General features: G+C 70.4%; 18 protein-coding genes. 11 read left to right on the top strand and 7 right to left on the bottom strand.

The features are described from left to right. Positions 1–7: 7 nt before the first annotated feature. The 5 genes from FHR32_RS14600 to FHR32_RS14580 form a co-directional block, all read right to left on the bottom strand. Positions 8–970 (bottom strand): DUF6772 family protein, encoded by a 963-nt coding sequence (locus FHR32_RS14600; RefSeq protein WP_221465407.1) that lies wholly within the window; start codon positions 968–970, stop codon positions 8–10. A gap of 409 nt (positions 971–1,379) precedes the next feature. Beyond that, positions 1,380–1,601, bottom strand: coding sequence for a WHG domain-containing protein (locus FHR32_RS14595; RefSeq protein WP_184754802.1), 222 nt, complete (start codon positions 1,599–1,601; stop codon positions 1,380–1,382). 26 nt (positions 1,602–1,627) lie between these two features. After that, positions 1,628–2,119, bottom strand: a complete 492-nt coding sequence (locus tag FHR32_RS14590) for a hypothetical protein (RefSeq protein ID WP_184754801.1) — start codon at positions 2,117–2,119, stop codon at positions 1,628–1,630. Between the two features lie 217 nt (positions 2,120–2,336). Continuing rightward, entirely contained in the window at positions 2,337–2,567 is a 231-nt protein-coding gene (locus tag FHR32_RS14585; RefSeq protein WP_184754800.1) for a hypothetical protein, read from the bottom strand. Positions 2,568–2,838: 271 nt separating this feature from the next. After that, the gene (locus FHR32_RS14580; RefSeq protein ID WP_184754799.1) at positions 2,839–3,093 is read right to left on the bottom strand and encodes a hypothetical protein; all 255 of its coding nucleotides are present in this window, start codon (positions 3,091–3,093) and stop codon (positions 2,839–2,841) included. Positions 3,094–3,885: 792 nt separating this feature from the next. On the opposite strand from FHR32_RS14580, the gene FHR32_RS14575 reads away from it, so the two are divergent. From FHR32_RS14575 to FHR32_RS14545, 7 genes are read left to right on the top strand one after another with little or no spacing between them, the layout of a single operon-like run. Further along, on the top strand, positions 3,886–5,043 hold the full coding sequence (locus FHR32_RS14575) for a DUF8094 domain-containing protein (RefSeq protein ID WP_184754798.1): 1,158 nt from the start codon (positions 3,886–3,888) through the stop codon (positions 5,041–5,043). A 30-nt stretch (positions 5,044–5,073) separates the two neighbouring features. After that, positions 5,074–6,822, top strand: a complete 1,749-nt coding sequence (locus FHR32_RS14570) for a hypothetical protein (RefSeq protein WP_184754797.1) — start codon at positions 5,074–5,076, stop codon at positions 6,820–6,822. After that, the gene (locus FHR32_RS14565; RefSeq protein WP_184754796.1) at positions 6,819–8,708 is read left to right on the top strand and encodes a hypothetical protein; all 1,890 of its coding nucleotides are present in this window, start codon (positions 6,819–6,821) and stop codon (positions 8,706–8,708) included. Before FHR32_RS14570 ends, FHR32_RS14565 begins: the two co-directional genes overlap by 4 nt. 51 nt (positions 8,709–8,759) lie before the next feature. Beyond that, positions 8,760–9,752, top strand: coding sequence for a MinD/ParA family ATP-binding protein (locus FHR32_RS14560; RefSeq protein WP_184754795.1), 993 nt, complete (start codon positions 8,760–8,762; stop codon positions 9,750–9,752). Positions 9,753–9,760: 8 nt separating this feature from the next. Continuing rightward, positions 9,761–10,504: a hypothetical protein gene (locus FHR32_RS14555; protein ID WP_184754794.1), complete on the top strand. Its 744-nt coding sequence runs from the start codon at positions 9,761–9,763 to the stop codon at positions 10,502–10,504. 17 nt (positions 10,505–10,521) lie between these two features. Next, a complete protein-coding gene (locus FHR32_RS14550; protein ID WP_184754793.1) occupies positions 10,522–11,637 on the top strand; it encodes a hypothetical protein in 1,116 nt (371 codons plus the stop codon). Beyond that, positions 11,634–12,488, top strand: coding sequence for a glycoside hydrolase family 16 protein (locus tag FHR32_RS14545; protein WP_184754792.1), 855 nt, complete (start codon positions 11,634–11,636; stop codon positions 12,486–12,488). The genes FHR32_RS14550 and FHR32_RS14545 overlap by 4 nt, the downstream gene beginning before the upstream one ends. 93 nt (positions 12,489–12,581) lie before the next feature. On the opposite strand, the gene FHR32_RS14540 is transcribed toward FHR32_RS14545, so the two are convergent. Continuing rightward, positions 12,582–13,094, bottom strand: coding sequence for a GNAT family N-acetyltransferase (locus FHR32_RS14540; RefSeq protein WP_184754791.1), 513 nt, complete (start codon positions 13,092–13,094; stop codon positions 12,582–12,584). 214 nt (positions 13,095–13,308) lie between these two features. Here FHR32_RS14540 and FHR32_RS14535 point away from each other — a divergent pair, with 214 nt between their 5' ends. The 4 genes from FHR32_RS14535 (at position 13,309) to FHR32_RS14520 (ending at position 19,823) form a co-directional block, all read left to right on the top strand. After that, positions 13,309–14,721 carry an LCP family protein gene (locus FHR32_RS14535; RefSeq protein ID WP_312882343.1) on the top strand — a complete coding sequence of 471 codons (1,413 nt, stop codon included), beginning with the start codon at positions 13,309–13,311 and terminating at the stop codon, positions 14,719–14,721. A gap of 25 nt (positions 14,722–14,746) precedes the next feature. Continuing rightward, the gene (locus FHR32_RS14530; RefSeq protein ID WP_184754789.1) at positions 14,747–17,392 is read left to right on the top strand and encodes a helix-turn-helix transcriptional regulator; all 2,646 of its coding nucleotides are present in this window, start codon (positions 14,747–14,749) and stop codon (positions 17,390–17,392) included. An 87-nt stretch (positions 17,393–17,479) separates the two neighbouring features. Further along, positions 17,480–18,850 (top strand): sensor histidine kinase, encoded by a 1,371-nt coding sequence (locus FHR32_RS46680; RefSeq protein WP_184754788.1) that lies wholly within the window; start codon positions 17,480–17,482, stop codon positions 18,848–18,850. 58 nt (positions 18,851–18,908) lie between these two features. Further along, positions 18,909–19,823: an IS982 family transposase gene (locus tag FHR32_RS14520; RefSeq protein ID WP_184752293.1), complete on the top strand. Its 915-nt coding sequence runs from the start codon at positions 18,909–18,911 to the stop codon at positions 19,821–19,823. A gap of 29 nt (positions 19,824–19,852) precedes the next feature. Here the strand turns inward: FHR32_RS14520 and FHR32_RS14515 are convergent, their stop codons facing one another. Next, entirely contained in the window at positions 19,853–20,638 is a 786-nt protein-coding gene (locus FHR32_RS14515) for a L,D-transpeptidase family protein (protein WP_184754787.1), read from the bottom strand. Positions 20,639–20,658: the final 20 nt, after the last annotated feature.

Genomic DNA, 20,658 nt, shown 5'->3' with positions numbered 1-20,658 from the left:
CCGGTGTTCACCAATCCACGGAAATCAGTGCGGAATCAAGGAAAAGGAAGTTACGCACCGGAGAATGGGTGCGCACGCTCACGTAGAAATTCAGCAGGTTCTCCAGGCCGTCATACTTGTCCGGATACTGCGGGACCGGAACATCGCGCATGTCCATGATTCGGTCGTTGACCTGAAGCTCGATATTCGTCCGGGTTCGGGTGTCGAACTGCCAGCGCAGATAATGCCAATTGACCTTGGTGGGGACCTCGTTGTAGCAGAGGAACTGCGGCTCCTCGTCGAGCGCGTGCCAGTCCTCGGGGTTGGGGGCGGTGAAGTCCTCGGTGGGGGTCAGGTTCTCCTGGTTGTACAGGTTCTCCCGGGGCGTCGGCTCGGGCACCACGGGGTAGACCCAGCGCCGGGTGAACCTGTTCTCCAGGTCGGTGTTCTGGTAGCGCGCGACGCAGTGGTAGCGGATGCCATCGCCGTCACAGAGGTCGGTGGCCACGGTGAACGCACCGAACTGGGCCTCGGACGGGTGCAGGTTCCCGTCCCAGACAACGTCGCCGAAGCTGTTGCCGAGCGACGACTCCTCGGTCACCGCCTCGCTCTTGTAGGTGAAGTACGTCTCGAACTGCACGACTCCGCGCTGCGCCATGGTCAGGCGGCGGATCGCGACGGCGGTGTGGCCGGTCACCGGCCGGGTGGCGACCTTCAGGGCGTAGTTACCGCTCATCGCGCCGTGGGTTCCGATGTCGAAGAAATCGCACGAACTGATCTGCGGCGGTCGGAAGTCGCGCATGTGCACATCGACCGTGTCGAGATTTCCGTGGCCGTCGTGGTTGCCGATGAGTTCGCACCAGCCATGCGTTCCGGTGTTGAACTCGTCGAATGCGAGTATGCGCGGCAGCGGGTTGAACTTGGAAAGCTTCGGATCTGCCGCGATCAGTGCACGGCGCAGTTCGTCAGCCGGGACATGGGTCGTCTCCACGCTCAAGGCGTCCTTCCCGTAGGCAATTCCCGGGCCTGGCATTAACGTTAACGTGAACGTTAATTTCAGGTTTCGAGGACGCTAACTCGTCGTCTCCGTGGATGTCAAGGGATCATCTACGACAAGTTGGGACACACAGGTCGTCTGTCGACCAGACGGCCACAGCCCAGGCGAGGGGATGGAGGGGACGGCCCAGCGGTCGCGTCAGCCGAGCCGGCAGCCGGAGAGGCTCAGCTCCTCACGGACCGAGTCCGAATCGGCAGCCGGAGAGGCTCAGCTCAGCTCCTCACGGACCGAGTCCGTGGCCAGGGGCGTGGTCTTGGCCCACTCGGCCTGGCGAACGTGGAGGCATCGGGCGCAGCGGCTCGATGAGCTCGGAACCCAAGACGATCGTGCCGGTGGGAGCCGGTCAGGCCGGTGTGGGAGCGCGATACTCGGCCGCCAGTCCCAACCGGGTGAGCAGGTCCCCCATCAGCAGCTCGAACATGGGTTCCTGGTCGGTGATCAACGGGGCGAAATGGTCGAAGACCTCCAGTGCCACCGCGCCGTAGATCGACCGCCAGGCGGAGAGGAAGACGACGAGCGCACCGAGCGGCATGTCCAGTCCGGTCGCGCCACGGTAGGCGGCCATCTGCCGCCGTAGTCGCGGACGCCCGGTCAGCTGTCCGGCTGGTCCGCGAGGTAGGCCTGGAGCATCTTGAAACCCGGCATGCTCCGATGCGGCTGGACTCCCACGGTGAACACCTCGGGATCGTCGAAGACCGGCTCGCCACCGGGCCGGGCGTAGGTGACGCGCCCGTAGTCCACGCCCTCGTCGCGGTCACAGCTCATCCAGGTGATCGCTTCCTGCTCGTCCTCGCGCAGGGGGTGGTTGGAGACCGGCCGCATGGCGACCGTGTTGGGCGGCTTGAAGATCCAGACCTGGGGGACGGCCAGCACCCATCGCGTGGCGCCGACCTCCCGGGCCTTGGCGGCGGCCCTGCTTTCGAAGGCGGCTGCGGCCGGCTCGTCGAGGAGATAGCCGTCGTCGCTGAGCACCAGCCGGCGCTCACCGTCCATGACCACCATGGCCGGGCAGTCGCGAGCCGCGATGCTCTCCTCCAGCATCCTGACCACGTCGAAGAGCAGGGCCACCGTCTCGCCGTTCATGCTGTGACTCCGCTCTCCATGGCTGACCTTCCGATAGCGGACCACCGTGTGCGGAAGTACGTATGAGCGAGTGAGGCAGCGGCTGCGAGACGGCGGCACTCCCGGCGGGGTACGGCACAGCCGACGGCACGACCACCCTGCGGACGGGCACGGCCCCGGCCGATCACCCGCGAGGCGCGGCGGCCGAGGCTGCCGGCACCCGGGCGGTAGCCGGCATTCAGAGGTCCACCTCCCGGGAGGCGATCACACGTAACCCGTTCAGGCTCCCGTCCACCGGGGTGACCACGACCTTCCTGCCCGGTTCCTCGTAGCCGTGCTCCGTCAGCCACACCAGGGTGGAGGGGTCCAGGTCCTCGAAGGTGATCGGGGAGCCGGGCGAGAAGATGTCCTTCCCCGACGGGATGTGGTCGACGTCGCCTTCGACGATCGACAGCGTGTAGACGGTCATGGCAGCCCCCGTGCTGGTTGTCCTCAAAGAGGTCATACCCGGTCACACGGATTCCGCTCGGCCCGGCACCGGTTCCGCCCGCGCGGCGTTCCTCACAGGGCCTCACCGGCCGGTCCGCGTCGCAACCGATCTGTTACGTGTCAGCCCTCTTTTCAGGGGCACTCGTCTGTCAGCCGAGCTACAGGCCGATCTACCGCCGTGTCCGGAGGCCGGTCGGCCACCTCGGCCGACGTGGCACGGGCGAGAGCGGCGGCCGACGGAACGTTCGAGGTCAGAACATCACATTTCTGCCCGCACTGAAGGGGACGAGCCAGGCGAAGGCGACGCTGCCGAAGTTCACCAGCATGCTGTGCGGCACCTGGTGGCTCCCCGCCTCGGAGACCTCAAGACGGATCACCGAACCATCCTGCATCCACCCTGCCACCTCGTCTTCGGTGGGTTCGGCACCGTGCAGGCGGAGCATCAGATCGCGCGACTGTCCGGCCATCCGGAGATGGAGCTCGCATGTCGGCTCACTGTTCGCCATCGATCTGCCGTCCACGTGAAGGAGGCGCCGCGTAGGTGCCCGGCGTCGCTTTCAGCCTACTCCGCGCCCCTCCGGGCACAGGGACCGGTGGGCCGTACGCACGGGATCGGAGGCCGACCGGCCGGTGCGCCCGTCAGCCGGTCATCGCCACCGGGCGCCAGGGCCGGCGGCACGGAGCCCCGGCACGACCGAAACCTCATTTCACCGCCGGGACGTCCCCGCGAATATGTGAAGGCCATTCATAACCGGCACGGCGAGAGCCCGGCGGCAATCCGTATGTGAAAACGATTCCACAGCCCTGCTCTTACGACTTGTCCGGTCAGCCGGAAAATCAACGCGAGATGAACGCCGGCCATCGCCGGGGAAATAGCAGATCAACGGGGAGGCGACAGGCGGTGATCAAAAACAACGGGGAGACGCAAACCCAGGGAGAGGTAACGATATGACCTGTTTGTTACGAAATCACAGGTCACCGTGGCCCTAATTTCGGACGGACCCTATTATGGCTTATGTATTATTTATAAACCAATAGCCATAAGTGCCGATTACTCGACCCCTTTACCTTCCCAATAGATCACGGTCAGTCTAATATTTGGACCTATGTCATGGCGCGCATCAGATTTCCCAGACAGGCAGGCTGGGCCCTCTGGCCGTGGTGACGCTTCCGCCGATCATGAATGGGGTCACGCACCCGACTGGCACCCCGAACGGCTCGACGCATTCGATTGGCGGAAGGTCATTCTGTTCGGGGCAATTTTATTGATCTTCGTCGCGTCGGGGGTCTGGCTCGTCATGAGGAGTCCCTCCGAATCACGGGCCCTGGTCGCCAATCCGACCCCTCAGCCGTCCGGGACAGCGGCTCCTCCCTCGGCGACACCGGACCCCTCCGGATCCGCGCCGGCGGCCAAGGGCACACCGGCCCCCTCCCCTCCGGGCGCCACCGGCACACCAAAGCCCTCCGCCCCGGCACCGGACGGCAAGAGCACGCCGCCACCGCCCCTCAACCCGAGGACGGTCGCCACCGAAGAGGCGAGGGCCAGGGTCACGGTCCCCCCGTCCGTCGAGTCCTCGGCCGGGGCCGGGTCCCCCCAGCTCTCCTTCAAGCAGATGTACGGCATCCACGGCCGCTACCAGCGGGGGCTGTCAAAGGCGCAGATCGCGCTGAACCAGGTCGCGATGGGGAGACTGGAGCACGGGCTCGCGCTGGAGATGTCCCGGGCGAGCTTCAAGACCGCGCGGCTGGAGGGCACCGGGGTGGCGTGGGGGGTGTGGCCCAACCCGAAGGTGTGGGCTCCCCGGCATGTCGACGGCACCCCCGACTGGTTCGTGGCGATCTGTTACAGACCGGGGATCGCCCGGGTCTTCGACCTGATGAGCTCCACCCCCGCCGGCTGGCGGCTGGTGGCGTCCGCGGCCGACACGCAGGCCACTCCCGCCCGGCTCCCCAAGATCGCGACCGACGCCGACGGCTACGCCACGAGCCTGCCGGAGAACGCCCCCGGACTGCTCGCGACCCCGCGCCAGGTCGCCGCCGCCCACCTGGCCAGCATGGCCGGCGCCGAGCCGGACCCGATGTTCGCCGACGGGCCCTGGACCAGCGACGTCGTGCAGTTCTGGCAGCAGGAGCGCGCCCAGTTGGAGGAGGCGGGCTGGACCCTCCGGCTCTCCTACCGGCAGGAGGGCCCGGTGCGCGCGCTGAGGACCAGCGACGGCGGCGCCTTGATCTGGTACGCGGCCCGCTCCGTCGACGCCCGCAGGGCTCAGCGGGTGGGCGCGAAGGTCAGCCTCAAGGGGTCGGCCGCCATCCGCACCGCGAACAAGGCCTTCACCCATTCCGTCAGCGCGACCTACGGACGCATGTACGTAGCCCATGTCCCTCCCGCCGGCTCCACCGAGCCCGTCCGCGTGCTGGGCGAGTGGAGCGATGTCCTGGAGAGCCACGGCGACTGACACCCCCCTGGAAGAAGAGGAACATCCATAATGACACCCTCACGTCAACCCTCACGGGCGACGGTGATCACCGCGAGTATCGCCATCGGCGTGTTCGGGGCCGGTGCCGGGCTGGGAGCCGTCATCGCCGCCCGCGCGCAGCCCGTCGAGGGGAGCACGATGCGCCTGGCCGCGGGTACGTACCACCTCGACGACAGCGCGCAGGCGTGGACCTCCCGCGGGCCGGTCGGCGGGGGCCAGGCGGCCTCGATCTCCGGAGCCGGCGAGGGCAGCACGATCAAGGACACCGGCTCCAAGGATCCGCGGGTCTGCCTGACCGCCACCGTCGACGGGCACGCGGTCAGCGGCAGCGGGGGAGGCTGCGTCTCCTTCGCCGTGCTGGCCGGTGCCGTCGCCCCCCTCCAACGTCCTGGGAGTCCCGATAAGGTGGCGACGACCTCGCCCAAAGAGGCGTCCTCGGCTCCGGAGCCCAAGCGTTCGACCGCGGGACAGCCCGCCCCCGAACGTCGCGCGGCGCCGGTGCAGAACGCTCCGGACCCCGCCCCGCAAGTCCAGGCTCCCGTGGCGAAGTCGGTCCGCGAGCCCGCCCCCGCGCCGACCAAGAAGGTCGGCGGCGACATCGCGCAGAGCGGCAGCAAGATCGAGCAGCCCGCGAAGCAGGTCCAGGTCCAGGCTCCGGAGAAGCAGCCGACGCCCAGCCCGGCACGGCCGTCGGGCAGGCGCGGCCCGACGGACACCACCCAGCCCACGACACCGACGGGCACGGCGAAGCCGGACACGCCGTCCGCCACCGCGGAGCCACCCCGGTCCCCCGCGACTCCGAGGCCCTCGCACACCCGCGGGCACCACCGTCCGGATCCCTCATCCACCACCCGGCCGACCCGGCCGTCCACCACGGCCAAGCCCTCCCAGCCGGCACCGGAGACCTCCCCGTCGACGGGTCCGTCCCAGGACGCGCAGCTCCCCACCCCCGACCCCCAGAACCCCGACGGGAACGCGCAGCTCCCCACCCCCGACCCCCAGAACCCCTCCCAGGCTCCCAACGGAAACGCGCAGCCCACCACGCCGCAGGCTCCGAACGGCGAGGTCACCGGGGGCGGCGACTCCCTGCCGATCTTCCAGGACCCGGAGCTCCTCCGGCGGGCCCAAGAGGCCCTGGGGCTGGACAAGAACATGCGCTACACCGATGAGAACGGCGTGTGGGACCTCAACATCGCCCCGCCCGGCACCCCCCCGTGCCGGGACTACTCAGCCGCCGAACTTCAGGCACTCGACCGGTCACAGGGCGGCAGCCCTGCCATACCTCGCGACTCGTGCCAGTGGCCCGCCTTCATCCGCTGGCTCTACGCCGACCCGCCCGCCGGCCAGGTCAGCAACTGGACCAAGTTGACCGGGCTGCCCGAGCGGAACCTGGAACTCGTGGTGACGAACCCCTCCACCCTGCCGCCCGCGCCGTCCGGCAACGGTCAGGTCGAGCCGGGCCAGGGCACACAGCCCGACACCGGGCAGACCCGGTTGGAGCCGGCGGGGCAGCCTGACACCGGCCAGGTCCGGCAGGGCCAGGCCGTACAGCCTGACACCCGCCAGATCCAGCAGGGCCAGGCCGTACAGCCTGACACCCGCCAGATCCAGCAGGGCCAGGCCGTACAGCCTGACACCCGCCAGATCCAGCAGGGCCAGGCCGTACAGCCTGACACCCGCCAGATCCAGCAGGGCCAGGCCGTACAGCCCGGCACCGGCCAGATCGACCCGGATCAGGCGGAGTACACCGGCCCATGAGCACCTCCCCTGGAGCTGGGCGCGCCGTGCCCGGTCCCGGCCAGGGGGCGGCGGCCTGGGTGGGCGAGCACGGCGCGCACCTGATGGACTATGCCGTCTACCACCTGGCGCCGGACCGGGCACCGGCGGCGGTCGCCTCCGTGCTGGCCGCCTGCCAGGCCCAGCCGGCACCCAGGGGTATCACGGCACGGGGGCGGCTGCTGGCCGCGCTGCGGCAGGACTGCCGCGCCGCCCCCGGATACCGGGAGCAGTACGTGCCGGAGTCCGGGCCGGGTATGCCGGACGTCCGGCTGATAACGCGCGTCTGGACGATCGTCGACCCGTTGGGCACCGAGACGCTCAGGCTGATGTACCGCCACGAACTGACAGCCGTTGATCTCTCGCACGTCCTGGCGATGCCCGCGGAGGAGGTCGCCAGGCTCGCGACGCGCACCCAGGATCTGATCGAGACCCTGGTGAGCGGGCTGGACGCCATCGTTCACGACCGCCATACCTGTCCTGAGCTCTCCCCGCTGGCCGACGTCCTGTTCCCCGGGGGACTCGGGGAGCCCGCAGAGCCCGGGGAGTTCGGCGAGCCCGAGGAGCCCGAGGAGCCCGAGAGATCCGAGGAGGCCGAGGAGCTGCGGACGCTCTCGCCCGCCGAGTTCGAGAGCGCCCGCACGGACCTGCTGTCTCACATGATCACGTGCTCCGCGTGCATACGGCCGATCAACATCCGCTACACGGTCCCGCAGATGATCTCCAACCCGAGGATCTCCCCCCTCACCGCCAAGATGAGGAAACGGCTCCTCGGCTCCCTCCCGCCCCCCGTGAAGCTGCCCCTGCCCAGGGTCGGCACCACACCGGCCCCGAAACCGGATCCCGGCGCCCCCGAGAGGCCGCAGGAGGAGACCCAGCCCGGCAGGGCGGTGAGACCCGCCCGCTCGGACCGCTCCACGCTTCCCTACCTTCCCGTCCAGCCGGACCGCTCCACACCCCACCACCCCGCCCGGCCTGCTCCCTCGGACCGGCCGCGCCGCGCCGACCGTTCGGACCGCTCCACGCTTCCGTACCGTCCCGTGCTGCCGGACCGCTCCACGCTCCCGTCCCTGCCGGCCCGCCGGACCCGCCCGCCGTCCGCGCCCCCGACATCCCCGATATCCCCGGCGCCTTCGGAACCTTCGGCACCTTCGGCACCCGGACATGACACCCCCCTCTACGACGCGCTGCTCTCCCAGGCGCGGGCGCGTGAGGTGCTTTCCCGTACGGACGACGTGACCGCCACCAACCCCGCCATCCCCGCCGTCCCCGGCAGGTCCGGTGACGCGCGGGTGCCCGCGGTCAAGGCGTACGCCGGATCGATCGGCGAGCCGGAAGGGGTGCGGTTCGGCCCCGGCGTCCGGTTCGCGGAGGCCCTCGCGTGGGCGGGGGAACGGGTCCGGAGCACGACCATAAAGATCACCATCATCGTGGTCGCGGGCGCGACGGGCACCGTGACGGGAATGAACCTTCTGGGACCCGTCATCGGAGGTCAGGGATCGCCGAGCGCCATGCAGTCCTCCACCACCCAGACCGTCACGACCGGTGACGCCGTCCCCGCCCCCGCCGTCCAGAACGGGCTCGCCGAACGCGTGCAGATCCCACCCGTGGTGACGCTGGACGAGTTCGGTCAGGGCAGCCTGCTCCTCACCGTCTCCGAGAAGACCCTGGAATGGCGGATAACGGCACCGGGGCTGTCCGTGACCCCGTCCAGCGGCACCCTGAAGCAGGGGCGCACGGACGTGATCAACCTGCGCGCCCTCCGGATCCGCCGCTGGTGCGGCGTCCCCGCCACTGTCACCGCTCCGCTGACCTTCCACGGCCCCACCGACTCGATCACTACGACGGTGCGCTGGCTCACCTGCTGACGGCTCCGTCCCATCTGCTCTGTGCACGTTCTTTCGAAAGGACCCTTGGCCATGACGGACACGTCCCCGCAGACCCAGTCCTCGCCGCCGGCCACGGCGGAGCAGTTCCAGGAGACGGTTCCGCTCACCGCCGAACATCTGCTCATCAACCGGCGTCACGAGCCCACCGGCGGGTGGCGGCGCCTTGTCTGGCAGCTCTCCGGTGGGAGGATCATCCCCGGGGAGTCGGCCACAGAGGTCGAACGCCGCACGCTCATGGCCCAGGCCCAGGCCCCCGTGGCGAGCGGGCACCACCGGATCGCGGTCATGAGTCTCAAGGGCGGGGTCGGCAAGACGACGACCACCGTGGCCCTGGGCAACACGCTGGCCTCTCTGCGGGGTGACCGGGTCATCGCGATCGACGCCAACCCCGACCGGGGAACCCTCGGTATCAAGGTCAAATCCGAGACGGCCGCGACGATCCGCACCCTGCTCGCCGAGGCCCCCCACATCGTCCGCTACGCGGACGCGCGGGCCTTCACCTCCCAGTCACCCGCCCGGCTGGAGGTCCTCGCGTCCGACACCGACCCCGCCGTCAGCGAGGCGTTCAACGCCGAGGACTACCGTACGGTCGCCGGGCTCATCGAGCGCTACTACTCGATCTGCATCACCGACTGCGGGACCGGGTTGCTGCACGGGGCCATGGGGGCGACGCTGGAGCTTGCCGACCAGATCGTGCTGGTCAGCCTGGTCGCGGTGGACGGAGCGAGTTCGGCCGCCGCGACACTCGACTGGCTCACCGCCCACGGCTACGCGGACCTGGTCAAGAACGCCATCGTCGTGCTGAACGCCGTGGAAGCCAAGTCGGACGTGGATGTGGAGCTGCTGGAACGCCATTTCAACTCCCGCTGCCGCGCCGTGATCCGCGTTCCCTACGACCCTCACCTCAAGGAGGGCGCGGAGGTCGACCTGGTCCGTCTCCAGTCCACCACCCGGGGCGCGTACCTGCGTCTGGCGGCCGCCGCGGGCCAGTCGTTCGGCGTGCGCCCCGACCGGAGCCACTAGTGTCGCCAATGTCCGAGGACCCCGTGCTCGACTGGGATCTGGGCCCTCCTGGGCGTGGCTCCCGGCGGATGATCATCGTGGTCGTCTCGATCGTGGGGGCGATCCTCCTGGCGGTCGGCGGGTGGCAGCTCCTCCGGCCGGCACCCGTCCCCACGACGGCCCGGACCGTGGACGCCACCTCCGGCACCGTCGCGCTCGCTCCGCCCTCCGGCTACAAGGGCGACGGCGGCTATCCCGTCGGGTTCCCCCACACCGACCTGGGGGCGGTCTCGGCGGCGGCGGCCGCGCTGGAGGCGGCGTGGACGCTGGACGCCGTCCAGGCCGAGCAGGCAGCGGTTCTGTACGCTCCGCCGGAGCAGCAGGACGCGGCCCGGGCCGGGGCGCGGGCCGCCGTCGCCGGGTGGCGCGAGACCCTCGGGCTGCCCAAGGCCGGGAAGCTCCCCGACGGGGCCGCCATGCAGACGAAGACGATCGGGGTCCAGTGGCAGACCCGCGCCAAGGACCAGGTCCAGGTCTCCCTTCTGGTCCAGGTGACGGCGACCAAGGGCACCCAGGACACCGACCCGACCTACTCCAGCCCGTACGCCATGAGCCTGCTCATGACCTGGGAACCCGGCATGCGCGGCGTGGGCGACTGGGTCAACATCCCCGACCCCGCCGCCACCGCGGCGCCCGAGGTCGCCATGCCCGGCACTCCCGAGTTCACCGCGGCGGGATGGAAGCCCCTCTCCGGCCCCGAGCCCACCCCCTAGTCCGAGGAAGACCGTTCATGCCCCCACGCAACTCACCCCGGCGCGTCACCCTGGTCTCCGGTCTCCTCCTGGCAGGGGTGTCCGCGACGACCGGCGCGATCATCGCCCAGCCCTGGTCCGCCATGGCGGATCCCGGCTGGTCCGGCACCTCGGCGACGACCGCACCGGCGGCCGACCCTCCCGTCATGGCCGAGCAGCCCTCGCTCTCACGCGTGGAGGTCCCACCGGACGACGAGTCCGCCGACGCCGAGGAGAGACCGCCGGAGGTCGCGCGGGCCCAGGAAACGCCGACGACGGAGCAGATGCGATCACCGGTCAAGAGCACCTCGGCGCGGGCGAAAATCTCCGGAGCCGACGGGACACCGGACCCGGTACCGGCCAGAAGCGACCCTCCAGCGCCCGACAAGAGCGACAAGCCCACCGCTCCCACCACGGCCCCGCCCTCCGCCACCCCGGGTCCGGCCTCAAACGACGATCCCGCGCCCGCGCACACGGCCCAGCGGGGTGTGACCACCGCACCGGCCTCCCCGAAGGAGACGTCGGGACCCGCGCCGGATCCGGCCCCCAGCGCCAGGCGCACGGCGCCCCGGCCCGCCACTCCGCGCCCCACGTCCAAGCCGGCGGCGACGAAGGAGCCGGCCAGGGCCGCGCCGAGCCCGACCGGCGACACCCCCCGCACGGTTCCGCAGTCCGCACCTCTGAAACCGGTTCCGCCGGCACAGACGGCACGGCCCACGGCGGGCCCGACCACCACCCCCGTTCCTGACGCCCGCGTCGAGAAGCCGGCGGCGGAACCGGAGACTCCCCAGCCTCTCAACGCGCTGCCGTCCCCAGCGGTCCGGGCCGTCCTTCCGCTGCCACCGCTGGCACACGTCTCCTCCACGGACCTGTGCCTGTCTCAGGACGCCTCGTGCTGGAGTCTCGCGCCATGGCGCAGCCGCACCTTGTTCGCCGCGGACCCGTTGAACGCCAAACAGCGGACGGTGCCTCAGTGGGCCTTCGCGCCGCCCCCGGCCCGTCCCGTCCTTCTGCCGAGCGCGTCCGTCCCGTGGGCTCCGGCACCGGTCAGGGCCGGCTGCTGGAGCTTCAGTCCGTCGTCGCTCTGCGCCAGATCCTGGGAGAAGAAATCATGATCTCTCGATCGCACGTACGGCTGGCCGTACTGAGCATGGTGGTCACGCTGACGGTGGGCACCCTCAGCGCCGCGCAGGGTGAGGTGACCTCCGGCACCGCCGGAGCGGCTCCCTGCTCTCCCTCCGCCGATCTCACGGGCTCCGTCGACTCCACCGGCTCACCCGACCCGGCCGAGCCGAGCGGACCGTCCGGTGAGCCCAGCGCCGCCGGCACCCACGGCTGGGGAACGCCGGTCTGGTGTGCGGAGTTCGACGACTACCTCGACCCGGCCGACTGGGTGGTCTACGACTCGCCCGGGCACGACAACAAGGGCCGGCGCTCTCCCGACCAGCTTTTCATCGGGAAGGGGTCGCTCTACCTGTACGGCCGCGCCGACGGCACCACGGCCGGGCTGGGCGCCCGCCACAGCCGGACGTACGGACGCTGGGAGACCCGTGTCCGCATGTACGAGGGAGCGGATTCCTACCATCCCATCGCCCTGCTGTGGCCGGACAGTGGCGGCGGGGGCGTGCAGAGCACCACCGGTGAGGAGATCGACTTCCTCGGAGTCATGGACCGGCCGGGCAAGTGGCGGGCGAACTTCTACCTGCAGACCCCCGAGGGGGAGGAGCAGTCCTACTCCGAGGTGGACATGACCGACTGGCACACCTACGCGGTGGAGAACAGCCCCAGCGGGGTGGTCGGCTACCTCGACGGGCAGGAATGGTTCCGCTCGTCCAGGTCGGTCCGGAACACGATGTCGCCCTGCCTGCAACTGGACTGGTTCCCCGGTCACGGCAGCCCGGGAGAGGCCTGGATGGAGGTCGACTGGCTCCGCATCTACCCGCTGGGCTCAGGCGACGCGGGATGAGGTCACGGGCGATGGCCGGCCGCTGCTTCTGCCCGCCGGAGAGACGGGCGCCCCGCTCTGGACCGCCCGGCGAACTCCGGCATGTCCCCGAGGTCAGGCGGTTCCGGCGGGGAGGCGCATCTGGAGGACCTGACCGGGCCACTCGCCGACCATGAAGGTCTCGGCCCTGGTGAAGCCCTGGCTCTCGTAGTACTTCACCAGCCGGCCGTCGTCGCCGGCGTAGCAGTCGACCCTGACCAGCGAGACCCCCTGCCCCACCGCCTCGGCGACGGCGCGCTCCAGCAGGACGGAGCCGACGCCATGGCCGTGGAACCGCTGGTCGATGACCAGGACCTGGACGTACAGCTCCGGCTCGGGGGCCGGGGAGACGTACGTCATCGCGGGTCCGACGACCAGGCATCCGGCCGGCTCGCCGTCGATCTCGGCGATGCGCATCCCGCCGTCGGCCGCCCAGGAGGTGACCCGCTCGACACGGACCGGGTCGGTGGAGAACGGCACGCTGCCCCACTGGCCGGTACGGCCCTGCGCGGTCAGCCATGCCACCGCGCTGTCGAACATCTGCAGGACCGCCGGGACATCATCAGGCCCGCCATCTCGGATAATCATCGGCGGATCGTAACAGAGACCCGCGAAACGGTCAGCCGGACAGCCCGCTGCGGGGGCGGATTTCGCCGATTCCCCCTTACTGGATGATCTGTCACAGAAGGGATAATTGCGGGTTCTTATCTGCCTCTTATAGAGGATTAGTACACTCGGCGACGGCCGGAATCCGGCTCCTCAGCCATGGGCGCATGCCATGGCCCATCCCATCAGGAGTCACGTGAGCAGCGGGTTGATCGACGCACCCACCGGGCCCGCGAAGCGGAGCCCACGCCCGCGCCGCCGCAGGTGGCTGTGGTGGGTGGTGGCGGTGGTCACCGTCATCGCGGTGGCGGTGGCGGCGACGGTGGGCGGGGTCTACGCCAAGCTGGCCGGGAACGTCAAACACATCGACGTCCCGAAGGAGGACCTGGGCACCCGCCCGGTCAAGACGGCGACCAAGGCGCTGAACGTCCTGGTCGTCGGGTCGGACCAGCGTGGCGGCAAGAACGCCAAGTACGGCAAGTTCCCGGGCGAGCGGACCGACACGATCATGCTCGCGCACATCTCGCCGAAACGGGACAACGCTATGGTCGTCAGCTTCCCCCGGGACTCGATGGTCCAGCTCCCGGAGTGCCGGGCCAAGCCGGGGCTCCCCGGTCAGCGGGCACATCTGGGAATGATCAACGAATCGTTCAACTCCGGCGGCATCACCTGCACCTGGAAGACGATCGAGTCGCTCACCGGCATCCACATCGACCACTTCGTGAAGGTCGACTTCACCGGTTTCAAGGGCATGGTCGACGCGGTCGGCGGGGTCGAGGTCTGCGTGCCCGAGCCGATCCACGACAAGAAGGCCCTGCTCACCCTGCCCGCGGGCCGGCAGACGCTCAAGGGCGAGCAGGCTCTGGGTTACGTCCGGGCCCGCTACAGCCTGGGCGACGGCTCCGACATCGGACGCATCCAGCGCCAGCAGATGTTCATCGCGTCCATGGTCAAGAAGGTGATGAGCGGCGAGACGCTCACCGACCCCACGAGGCTCTTCGGCTTCCTCGACGCGGCCACCAAGTCCGTCACCACCGACCCCGGGCTCACCCCCCTCGTCATGAAGGACCTGGCGACCAGCGCCCAGGGCCTGGCCGCCGGGCAGATCCACTTCATCACCACCCCCTGGCGCTACTCGGTCACCTACCCCGGCCGGGTGGAGTGGGTCGAGCCGCAGAGCAAGAAGCTCTTCCAGATCGTCGCCCGGGACAAGACGGTCGCCGGTTCCGGGGTCAAGGGCGGCCAGTCCAAGGTGTCCCGGTCGAAGATCCAGGTCGAGGTGCGCAACGGGACCAGCCGCTCCGGCCTGGCCTCGCTGGTGGCCGTCCAGCTGGAGGAGCGGGGCTACCACATCGCCAAGATCGGCGATGCGCCGCGCAAGCCGTACCGGAAGACCACGATCGCCTACTCGCCGAACGGCGCTCCCGGAGCGCCGACCCTCACCCGTGACCTGCTCGCGTCCACCGGCCTGTCCGTGCCCCGGGCCACCACGGCGCGGCTCATCCTGACGATCGGCGACGACTGGAAGGGGATCAAGCCCCTCCGGCAGGACGACACCGACAGCCTCAAGGGCTTCGACGCCACCCACGACTCCTGCGCGGGCGCCTGATCGTCCTTTAAGTAGGGTTTAAGGCATGTTGCATGGGAGGGGCGCCGAGCAGGCCGTCATCGACCGGTTGCTGGCGGACTCCCGGGAGGGCCGGAGCGGCGCCCTGCTCGTCCGGGGTGAGCCGGGGATCGGCAAGACGGCGCTGCTGGACTACGCGGCCGGCGTCGCCGAGGGCCTGCGGGTGATCCGCGGGACCGGGGTGGAGTCGGAGGCCGAACTGCCGTTCGCCGGGCTGCACCTGCTGCTCCGGCCGGTGTTCGACCGGGTCGGGGCGCTGCCCGAGCAGCAGGAGCGGGCGCTGCGGGCCGCGTTCGGGCTGGCCTCCGTGGAGGCAGGGGACCGGTTGCTGGTCGGTCTGGCCGTGCTCTCCCTGCTGTCGGAGCTGGCCGAGGACGGCCCGCTGCTGGTGCTGGTGGACGACGCCCAGTGGCTGGACCGGGCCTCGACCGACGCCCTGCTGTTCGCCGCACGGCGGCTGGACGCCGAAGGGGTCGCGCTGGTCATCGCCGCACGGGAGCCCTTCACCGCGCCGGGAATGGCGGAGCTGGAGGTGAAGGGGCTGGACGCCCCGGCCGCCGCGGCGTTGCTGGGCCCCGGCATCAGCCCGGTCGTCCGCTACCGCGTGCTGGCCGAGGCGCGGGGCAACCCGCTCGCGCTGATCGAGCTGCCCGCCGCGGCCCCCGCCGACGGTACGGCGCTGCCGCTCACCAGCCGGGTCCAGGACGCCTTTCTCGGCCAGGTCCGGCGGCTTCCGGAGGCGACGCAGGGACTGCTGGCGGTGGCCGCGGCCGAGGACACCGGTGATCTGGACGTCGTGCTGCGGGCGGCGGCCGGGTTCGGCGACTTCCTCGAGGACCTCCATCCGGCGGAGAGCGCCGGGCTGGTCAGGGTCAGCGAGGGCACCATGACCTTCCGGCACCCCCTGGTCCGGGCCGCCGTCTACCAGGGGATACCGCCCAGCCTGCGGCTGGCCGTGCACAAGGCGCTGGCCGCCTCGCTCAGCGGGCCGGACGACGCCGACCGGCGTGCCTGGCACCTGGCCATGGCCGCGACCGGCCCGGACGAGGAGGTGGCCGCCGAGCTGGAACGGACCGCCGCGCGGGCGAGCGGCCGGAGCGGTTACGCCGCCGCGGCCACCGCCTACGAGCGGGCGGCACGGCTGAGCGCGCATCCCGGCACCCGGACGCGGCGGCTGGCGCTGGCCGCGGAGCGGGCGGTCTGGGCCGGCGAGCTGGACCGGGCCGGCACGCTCGCCGAGCAGGGCGCCCAGCAGCTCGGCACGTTGACCGCCGAGGAGTCCGGCGATCCGGCGCTGTGGGCACGGCTCACGCACGTCCGGGCGACCGCCGACTTCCTGCGCGGGTCGCCGCGCACCGCGCACGAGGCGCTGCTGGAGGGTGCCGCGACGGCCGACGGCGCCCGGGCGGCGCGGATGCTGACGCAGGCGGTGCACGCCGCGTGGTACCTCGGCGGGCCGGAGCTCGACCGCACCGTGGCCAGGCTCGACGCCCTGAACCTCCCGGACGACGACCCGATCACGCCGGTCGTCGGGTTCGTCACGGCGGTCCTGTCCCGGCGGGACGCCCCGCCGTCGCTGACCGAGGTGGTCGCCGAGACCCGGCGGGCGGGCGCGCACGGACCGAACGACCTGGTTCAGGCCTGCGGGGTCGGGCTCGCCGCCGGGCAGGACGGAGAGGTCCACGAGACCGCCGCGTCGCTGGTCGCCGAGGCCCGGACCATGGGCACCATCGGGGTGCTGCCGACGCTGCTCTTCTTCCTCGCCGAGACCGAGCTCTTCCAGGGACGGCACCGGGACGCGCTGACCACCGCCACCGAGAGCCTGCGCATCGCGCGTGACACCGGGCAGCGGCAGTGGGCCAGCCAGATGAACAGCCTCCTGGCCTACCTCGCCGCGATCGAGGGCGACGACGAGCGCTGCCACCTGCTGGTGGGCGAGGCCCTGGCGGACGGCTCCGCGGGGACCCAGTGGACGGTCTGGGCGCTGGGCATGCTCGACCTCGGCCACGGCCGGGTGGAGGCCGCGCTCTCCCGGCTCGGCCCCATGGCCGGCGGGCACCACGTGTCCGCGACGCGGTGCGTGCCCGACCTGGTGGAGGCCGCCGTACGGCTCGGCACCCCGGAACGCGCGGCCGACGCCTTCGCGCGCTACCGGGAGTGGGCCGGCCGCACGCGCCAGCCGTGGGCCGAGGCCCTGGTACTGCGCTGCCGGGCTCTCCTCGAAGACGCCGAGGAGCACTTCACCGCGGCGTTGAAGCTCGACGGCCGGCCCTTCGAGCGGGCCAGGACCGAACTGCTCTACGGCGAGTGGCTCCGCCGTACCCGGAGAAAGGCCGAGGCCCGCGCCCATCTGCGCAGCGCGCTGGAGACCTTCGAACGCCTGACGGCCAGGCCGTGGGCCGGCCGGGCGCGTGCGGAGCTGAGCGCCACCGGGTCCGTCGCGCCCGCCGCGCCCGCGCCCGGCCTGCTGGCCCGGCTGACACCGCAGGAGCTGCAGATCGTCCGGCTGGCGGCGCAGGGCCTGTCCAACCGGGACATCGCAGCTCAGCTCTTCCTGAGCCCCCGTACGGTCGGCTACCACCTCTACAAGGCCTATCCGAAGCTCGGCGTCGCCTCCCGCGGTGAGCTCACCACCACCGATCTTTCCGACTAAACGGGCATAAGACCATAGAACGCCTTTACTCCTGGATGAACACTCTCCACCTATAAGTAGGTGAAGAGTAGATTTCCGGAGGGAAATGTGGTTTCACCGCGATGGCCGCGCTCGATCCAGGGCCGAGCGACGCTGACCGCCTTCCTGGTCTTCGCGGTGATGCTGGGGATCGGGTCGCTCACGACGTCGCTGGCCGTGCGTGCCAGGGAGCTGCAGGAGACCACCGACAGCGTGGCGGCGGCGGCACAGACGGCGTACAAGGCCGTCAGCAAGGGGCCGCCGGTCGATACGCTCCCTACGGACCAGGTCGGCCGTCTCCAGGTCGTCGCCCGCGACGGCCGGGTCCTCGCGTCCAGCCCGATGATGAAAGGTCAGCCCGCGATCAGCAGGACATGGCCCGTCGACGGTGAGAGCCGGGTGGACGAGGCATCCTGCACGAGCACTCCCGGAGGCCCGCGGGCGTGCTTCGTCACCGTGGGCTACCGGTACCTCCACTCCCCTTACGGCGACGTCATGATCTACGCGGCGAGGCCTCAGCCGCCCCTGATCACCCGCCCCATCCTGGAGGTCGCGATGGCCGGCCTCTCCCTCGCGCTGCTCACCCTGCTCACCTGGGGCGTCTGGCGGACGGTCGGCCGGGCCCTGGCGCCGGTGCAACGGATCCGTAGTGAGATGGCCGAGATAACCGATACCTCCGATCTGCGGCGGCGGATGACCGTGGGCAAACGGGAGGACGAGATGCGGGGACTCACCCAGACCATCAACACGACCATCGACCGGCTGGAGCGGGCCGTGGAGATCCAGCGCCGGTTCGCCTCCGACGCCTCGCACGAGCTGCGCACCCCGCTGACCGGGCTGCGCACCAAGCTCGAACTGGCGCTCGCCGACCCCGAGGCCGAAGACCCGGCGCAGACGATGCGGTCCGCACTGGCCGACGCCGAGCGGCTCCAGACCATCGTGGAGGACCTGCTCCTGCTCGCCCGCCTCGACGCCGGGGCGCGTGACTCGCCCGAGCGGATCGACCTCGCCCGGTTCGTCACCGACGAGGTGAAGCGGCAGCCGTACCGGCACAAGATCCAGCTCCGTCTCAAGCCCGACGTGGTGGTCCAGGGCAACAGGCTCCAGCTGTCGCGGTTACTGGCCAACCTGCTCGCCAACGCCGACCGGCACGCGGCCGACGCGGTCGCGGTCCACCTCGGCAGCGAAGACGGCGAGGCCGTGCTGGAGGTCACCGACGACGGCGCCGGCATCCCGGCCGACCAGCGAGACCGGATCTTCCAGAGGTTCACCCGCCTGGACACCGCGCGCAGCCGCGACGCCGGAGGGACGGGGCTGGGTCTGCCCATCGCCAGGGACATCGCCGTGTCGCACCAGGGCAGGCTCTACGCCGCCGACAGCACGGACGGCCGCGGCGCCCGGTTGATCCTGCGCCTGCCGCTGTCCGACGCGCCCGTCTAGACGATTGAGTCCAAGGGATCGCCTGCGAAAATAGGGCGAGGGCGTTCAAGATCCGTTTGTGACGACAGAACTGAACACCCTCGCAACCGCACTCTATGTCAAGATCGACGACGCGGTGAAGGCATCGCCGGACCTGCTGCCATGGCGGCCGAAAACGGGGATCGCACCCGCCCTCAGCGACGCCGAACTCGTGACACTGGCGGTGATGTCGGCTCTGCTGGGCTTCACCTCCGAGCGGCGCTGGGTGCGCTATGCCCACACCGAACTGAGGGACATGTTTCCTTACCTGCCCGGGCAGTCCGGGTACGGAAAGCGGCTACGCAAAGCGTCCGGCCTGGTCCTGCACATGATCAGGATGCTGGCCGCCGACACCTCGCTGTGGAGCGACGACGTGTGGCTGGTCGACTCCACGCCGGTGGAGTGCGGCCGATCCCGGGAGACGGCCAAGCGCAGCGATCTGGCCGGGTGGGCGCAGTACGGCTACTGCGCGTCCCACTCGCGGTACTTCTGGGGATTGCGGCTGCACCTGTTGTGCACCCTGGGCGGGCTGCCGATGGCGTTCGCGCTCACCGGCGCCAAGGCCGACGAGCGCGAGACCCTGCTCGGGATGCTGGATTCGGCACCCGAGATGGTGGCCGCCCGTCCCGGTCAGACGATCATCGCGGACAAGAACTACTACGGCCGCGCCTTCGAGCAGGCCCTCACCGAGCGTGACCTGAGGCTGCTGCGCCCAGCCCGCAAGGGTGAGCCCGAGCGGGCCGGAGCACGCTTGTTCAAGCCGTTGCGGCAGACCATCGAGTCGATCAACCAGACCTTCAAGGGCCAGCTCGACCTGGAACGACACGGTGCCCGTACTCCTGCTGGCGTCATCATCCGCGTACTGACACGGATCCTGGCACTGACCGCCGCAATCTGGCACAACGACAAGACTGGACAACCGATCAAGCGATCCCTGATCGCCTACGACCACTAACTGTGACCGAAGCCCTTGGACTCAATCATCTAGGGCCCGGAACGGACGTAGACCGGTTCGCCCACGACGACCATGCGGAAGAGCCACTCGGCGACGTGTGCCGGGATCCGGACGCATCCCGAGGTCGGGCGCTGCGACGGGGCCGGAATCAGCGGCTCCCCCGGCCGCCTTCCCGCCAGGTCCGTTCCGACGCCCATGAGCCCGCCCCTGAGGCCGCTCGTGAAGTCGATGGCGGGGTCCCTTTCGAAGGAGAGCGCCTCGTCCATCGTCACCATCGGGTCGACCGTCGAGTGCCGGGCACGCTTGGCGACGCGGAAGTCCCCCGCCGGGGTGAGCGTGCTGGAGCTGTAGCCGTACTGACAGAAATAGGGCCCGCTGCCCGTGGAGACGTGGGAGATGAGCAGCGGGCGGTCACGGCGGTAGACGGTGAGGAGCTGGCGGCTCAGGTCGATCTCGACCCGCTGGGGCCGGCCCTCGGGGACGAGCGGCGTCACCTGCCGTGGGTCGGCCAGCGCCCGCCAGGTCTCCGCCCCGACCTTGTCCTGCGCCACCAGTCCCTGCGACTTCTGGAAGGCCCAGACCGCGGCCTGGGTCTCCGCGCCGTAGTAGCCGTTCACCAGGCCCGGGGAGAACTTCAGCTCCCGCAACCGTTCCTGCAGCCGCTCCACGAGCTTCGCGTAGTCGCCGGGATGCAGGGACCGCGGCCTGGCCGACACCGGCGCGGGGAATCCCAGCACGCCGAGAGTCACCACCACCGTTCCCGCCAGATATTTGATCACATGGCGATGAATACCCCGGTGGATCACGGAAGCCATGGTCGCCATCGCAAAGAATC

This window comes from Streptosporangium album (assembly GCF_014203795.1).
GTDB classification, from domain to species: Bacteria; Actinomycetota; Actinomycetes; order Streptosporangiales; family Streptosporangiaceae; genus Streptosporangium; species Streptosporangium album.
Note: the sequence above shows the minus strand (reverse complement) of the source record. Positions and strands in the feature narration are given on the sequence as shown.

Bases quoted from the DNA above. Each gene is read 5' to 3' on its own strand.
- FHR32_RS14590 (WP_184754801.1), bottom strand. From the start codon at position 2,119: ATGAACGGCGAGACGGTGGCCCTGCTCTTCGACGTGGTCAGGATGCTG.
- FHR32_RS14580 (WP_184754799.1), bottom strand. From the start codon at position 3,093: ATGGCGAACAGTGAGCCGACATGCGAGCTCCATCTCCGGATGGCCGGA.
- FHR32_RS14515 (WP_184754787.1), bottom strand. From the start codon at position 20,638: ATGGCTTCCGTGATCCACCGGGGTATTCATCGCCATGTGATCAAATAT.
- FHR32_RS14530 (WP_184754789.1), top strand. From the start codon at position 14,747: ATGTTGCATGGGAGGGGCGCCGAGCAGGCCGTCATCGACCGGTTGCTG.
- FHR32_RS14555 (WP_184754794.1), top strand. From the start codon at position 9,761: ATGTCCGAGGACCCCGTGCTCGACTGGGATCTGGGCCCTCCTGGGCGT.
- FHR32_RS14540 (WP_184754791.1), bottom strand. From the start codon at position 13,094: ATGATTATCCGAGATGGCGGGCCTGATGATGTCCCGGCGGTCCTGCAG.
- FHR32_RS14560 (WP_184754795.1), top strand. From the start codon at position 8,760: ATGACGGACACGTCCCCGCAGACCCAGTCCTCGCCGCCGGCCACGGCG.
- FHR32_RS14545 (WP_184754792.1), top strand. From the start codon at position 11,634: ATGATCTCTCGATCGCACGTACGGCTGGCCGTACTGAGCATGGTGGTC.
- FHR32_RS14570 (WP_184754797.1), top strand. From the start codon at position 5,074: ATGACACCCTCACGTCAACCCTCACGGGCGACGGTGATCACCGCGAGT.
- FHR32_RS14595 (WP_184754802.1), bottom strand. From the start codon at position 1,601: ATGGCCGCCTACCGTGGCGCGACCGGACTGGACATGCCGCTCGGTGCG.
- FHR32_RS14575 (WP_184754798.1), top strand. From the start codon at position 3,886: ATGAGGAGTCCCTCCGAATCACGGGCCCTGGTCGCCAATCCGACCCCT.
- FHR32_RS14585 (WP_184754800.1), bottom strand. From the start codon at position 2,567: ATGACCGTCTACACGCTGTCGATCGTCGAAGGCGACGTCGACCACATC.
- FHR32_RS14565 (WP_184754796.1), top strand. From the start codon at position 6,819: ATGAGCACCTCCCCTGGAGCTGGGCGCGCCGTGCCCGGTCCCGGCCAG.
- FHR32_RS14550 (WP_184754793.1), top strand. From the start codon at position 10,522: ATGCCCCCACGCAACTCACCCCGGCGCGTCACCCTGGTCTCCGGTCTC.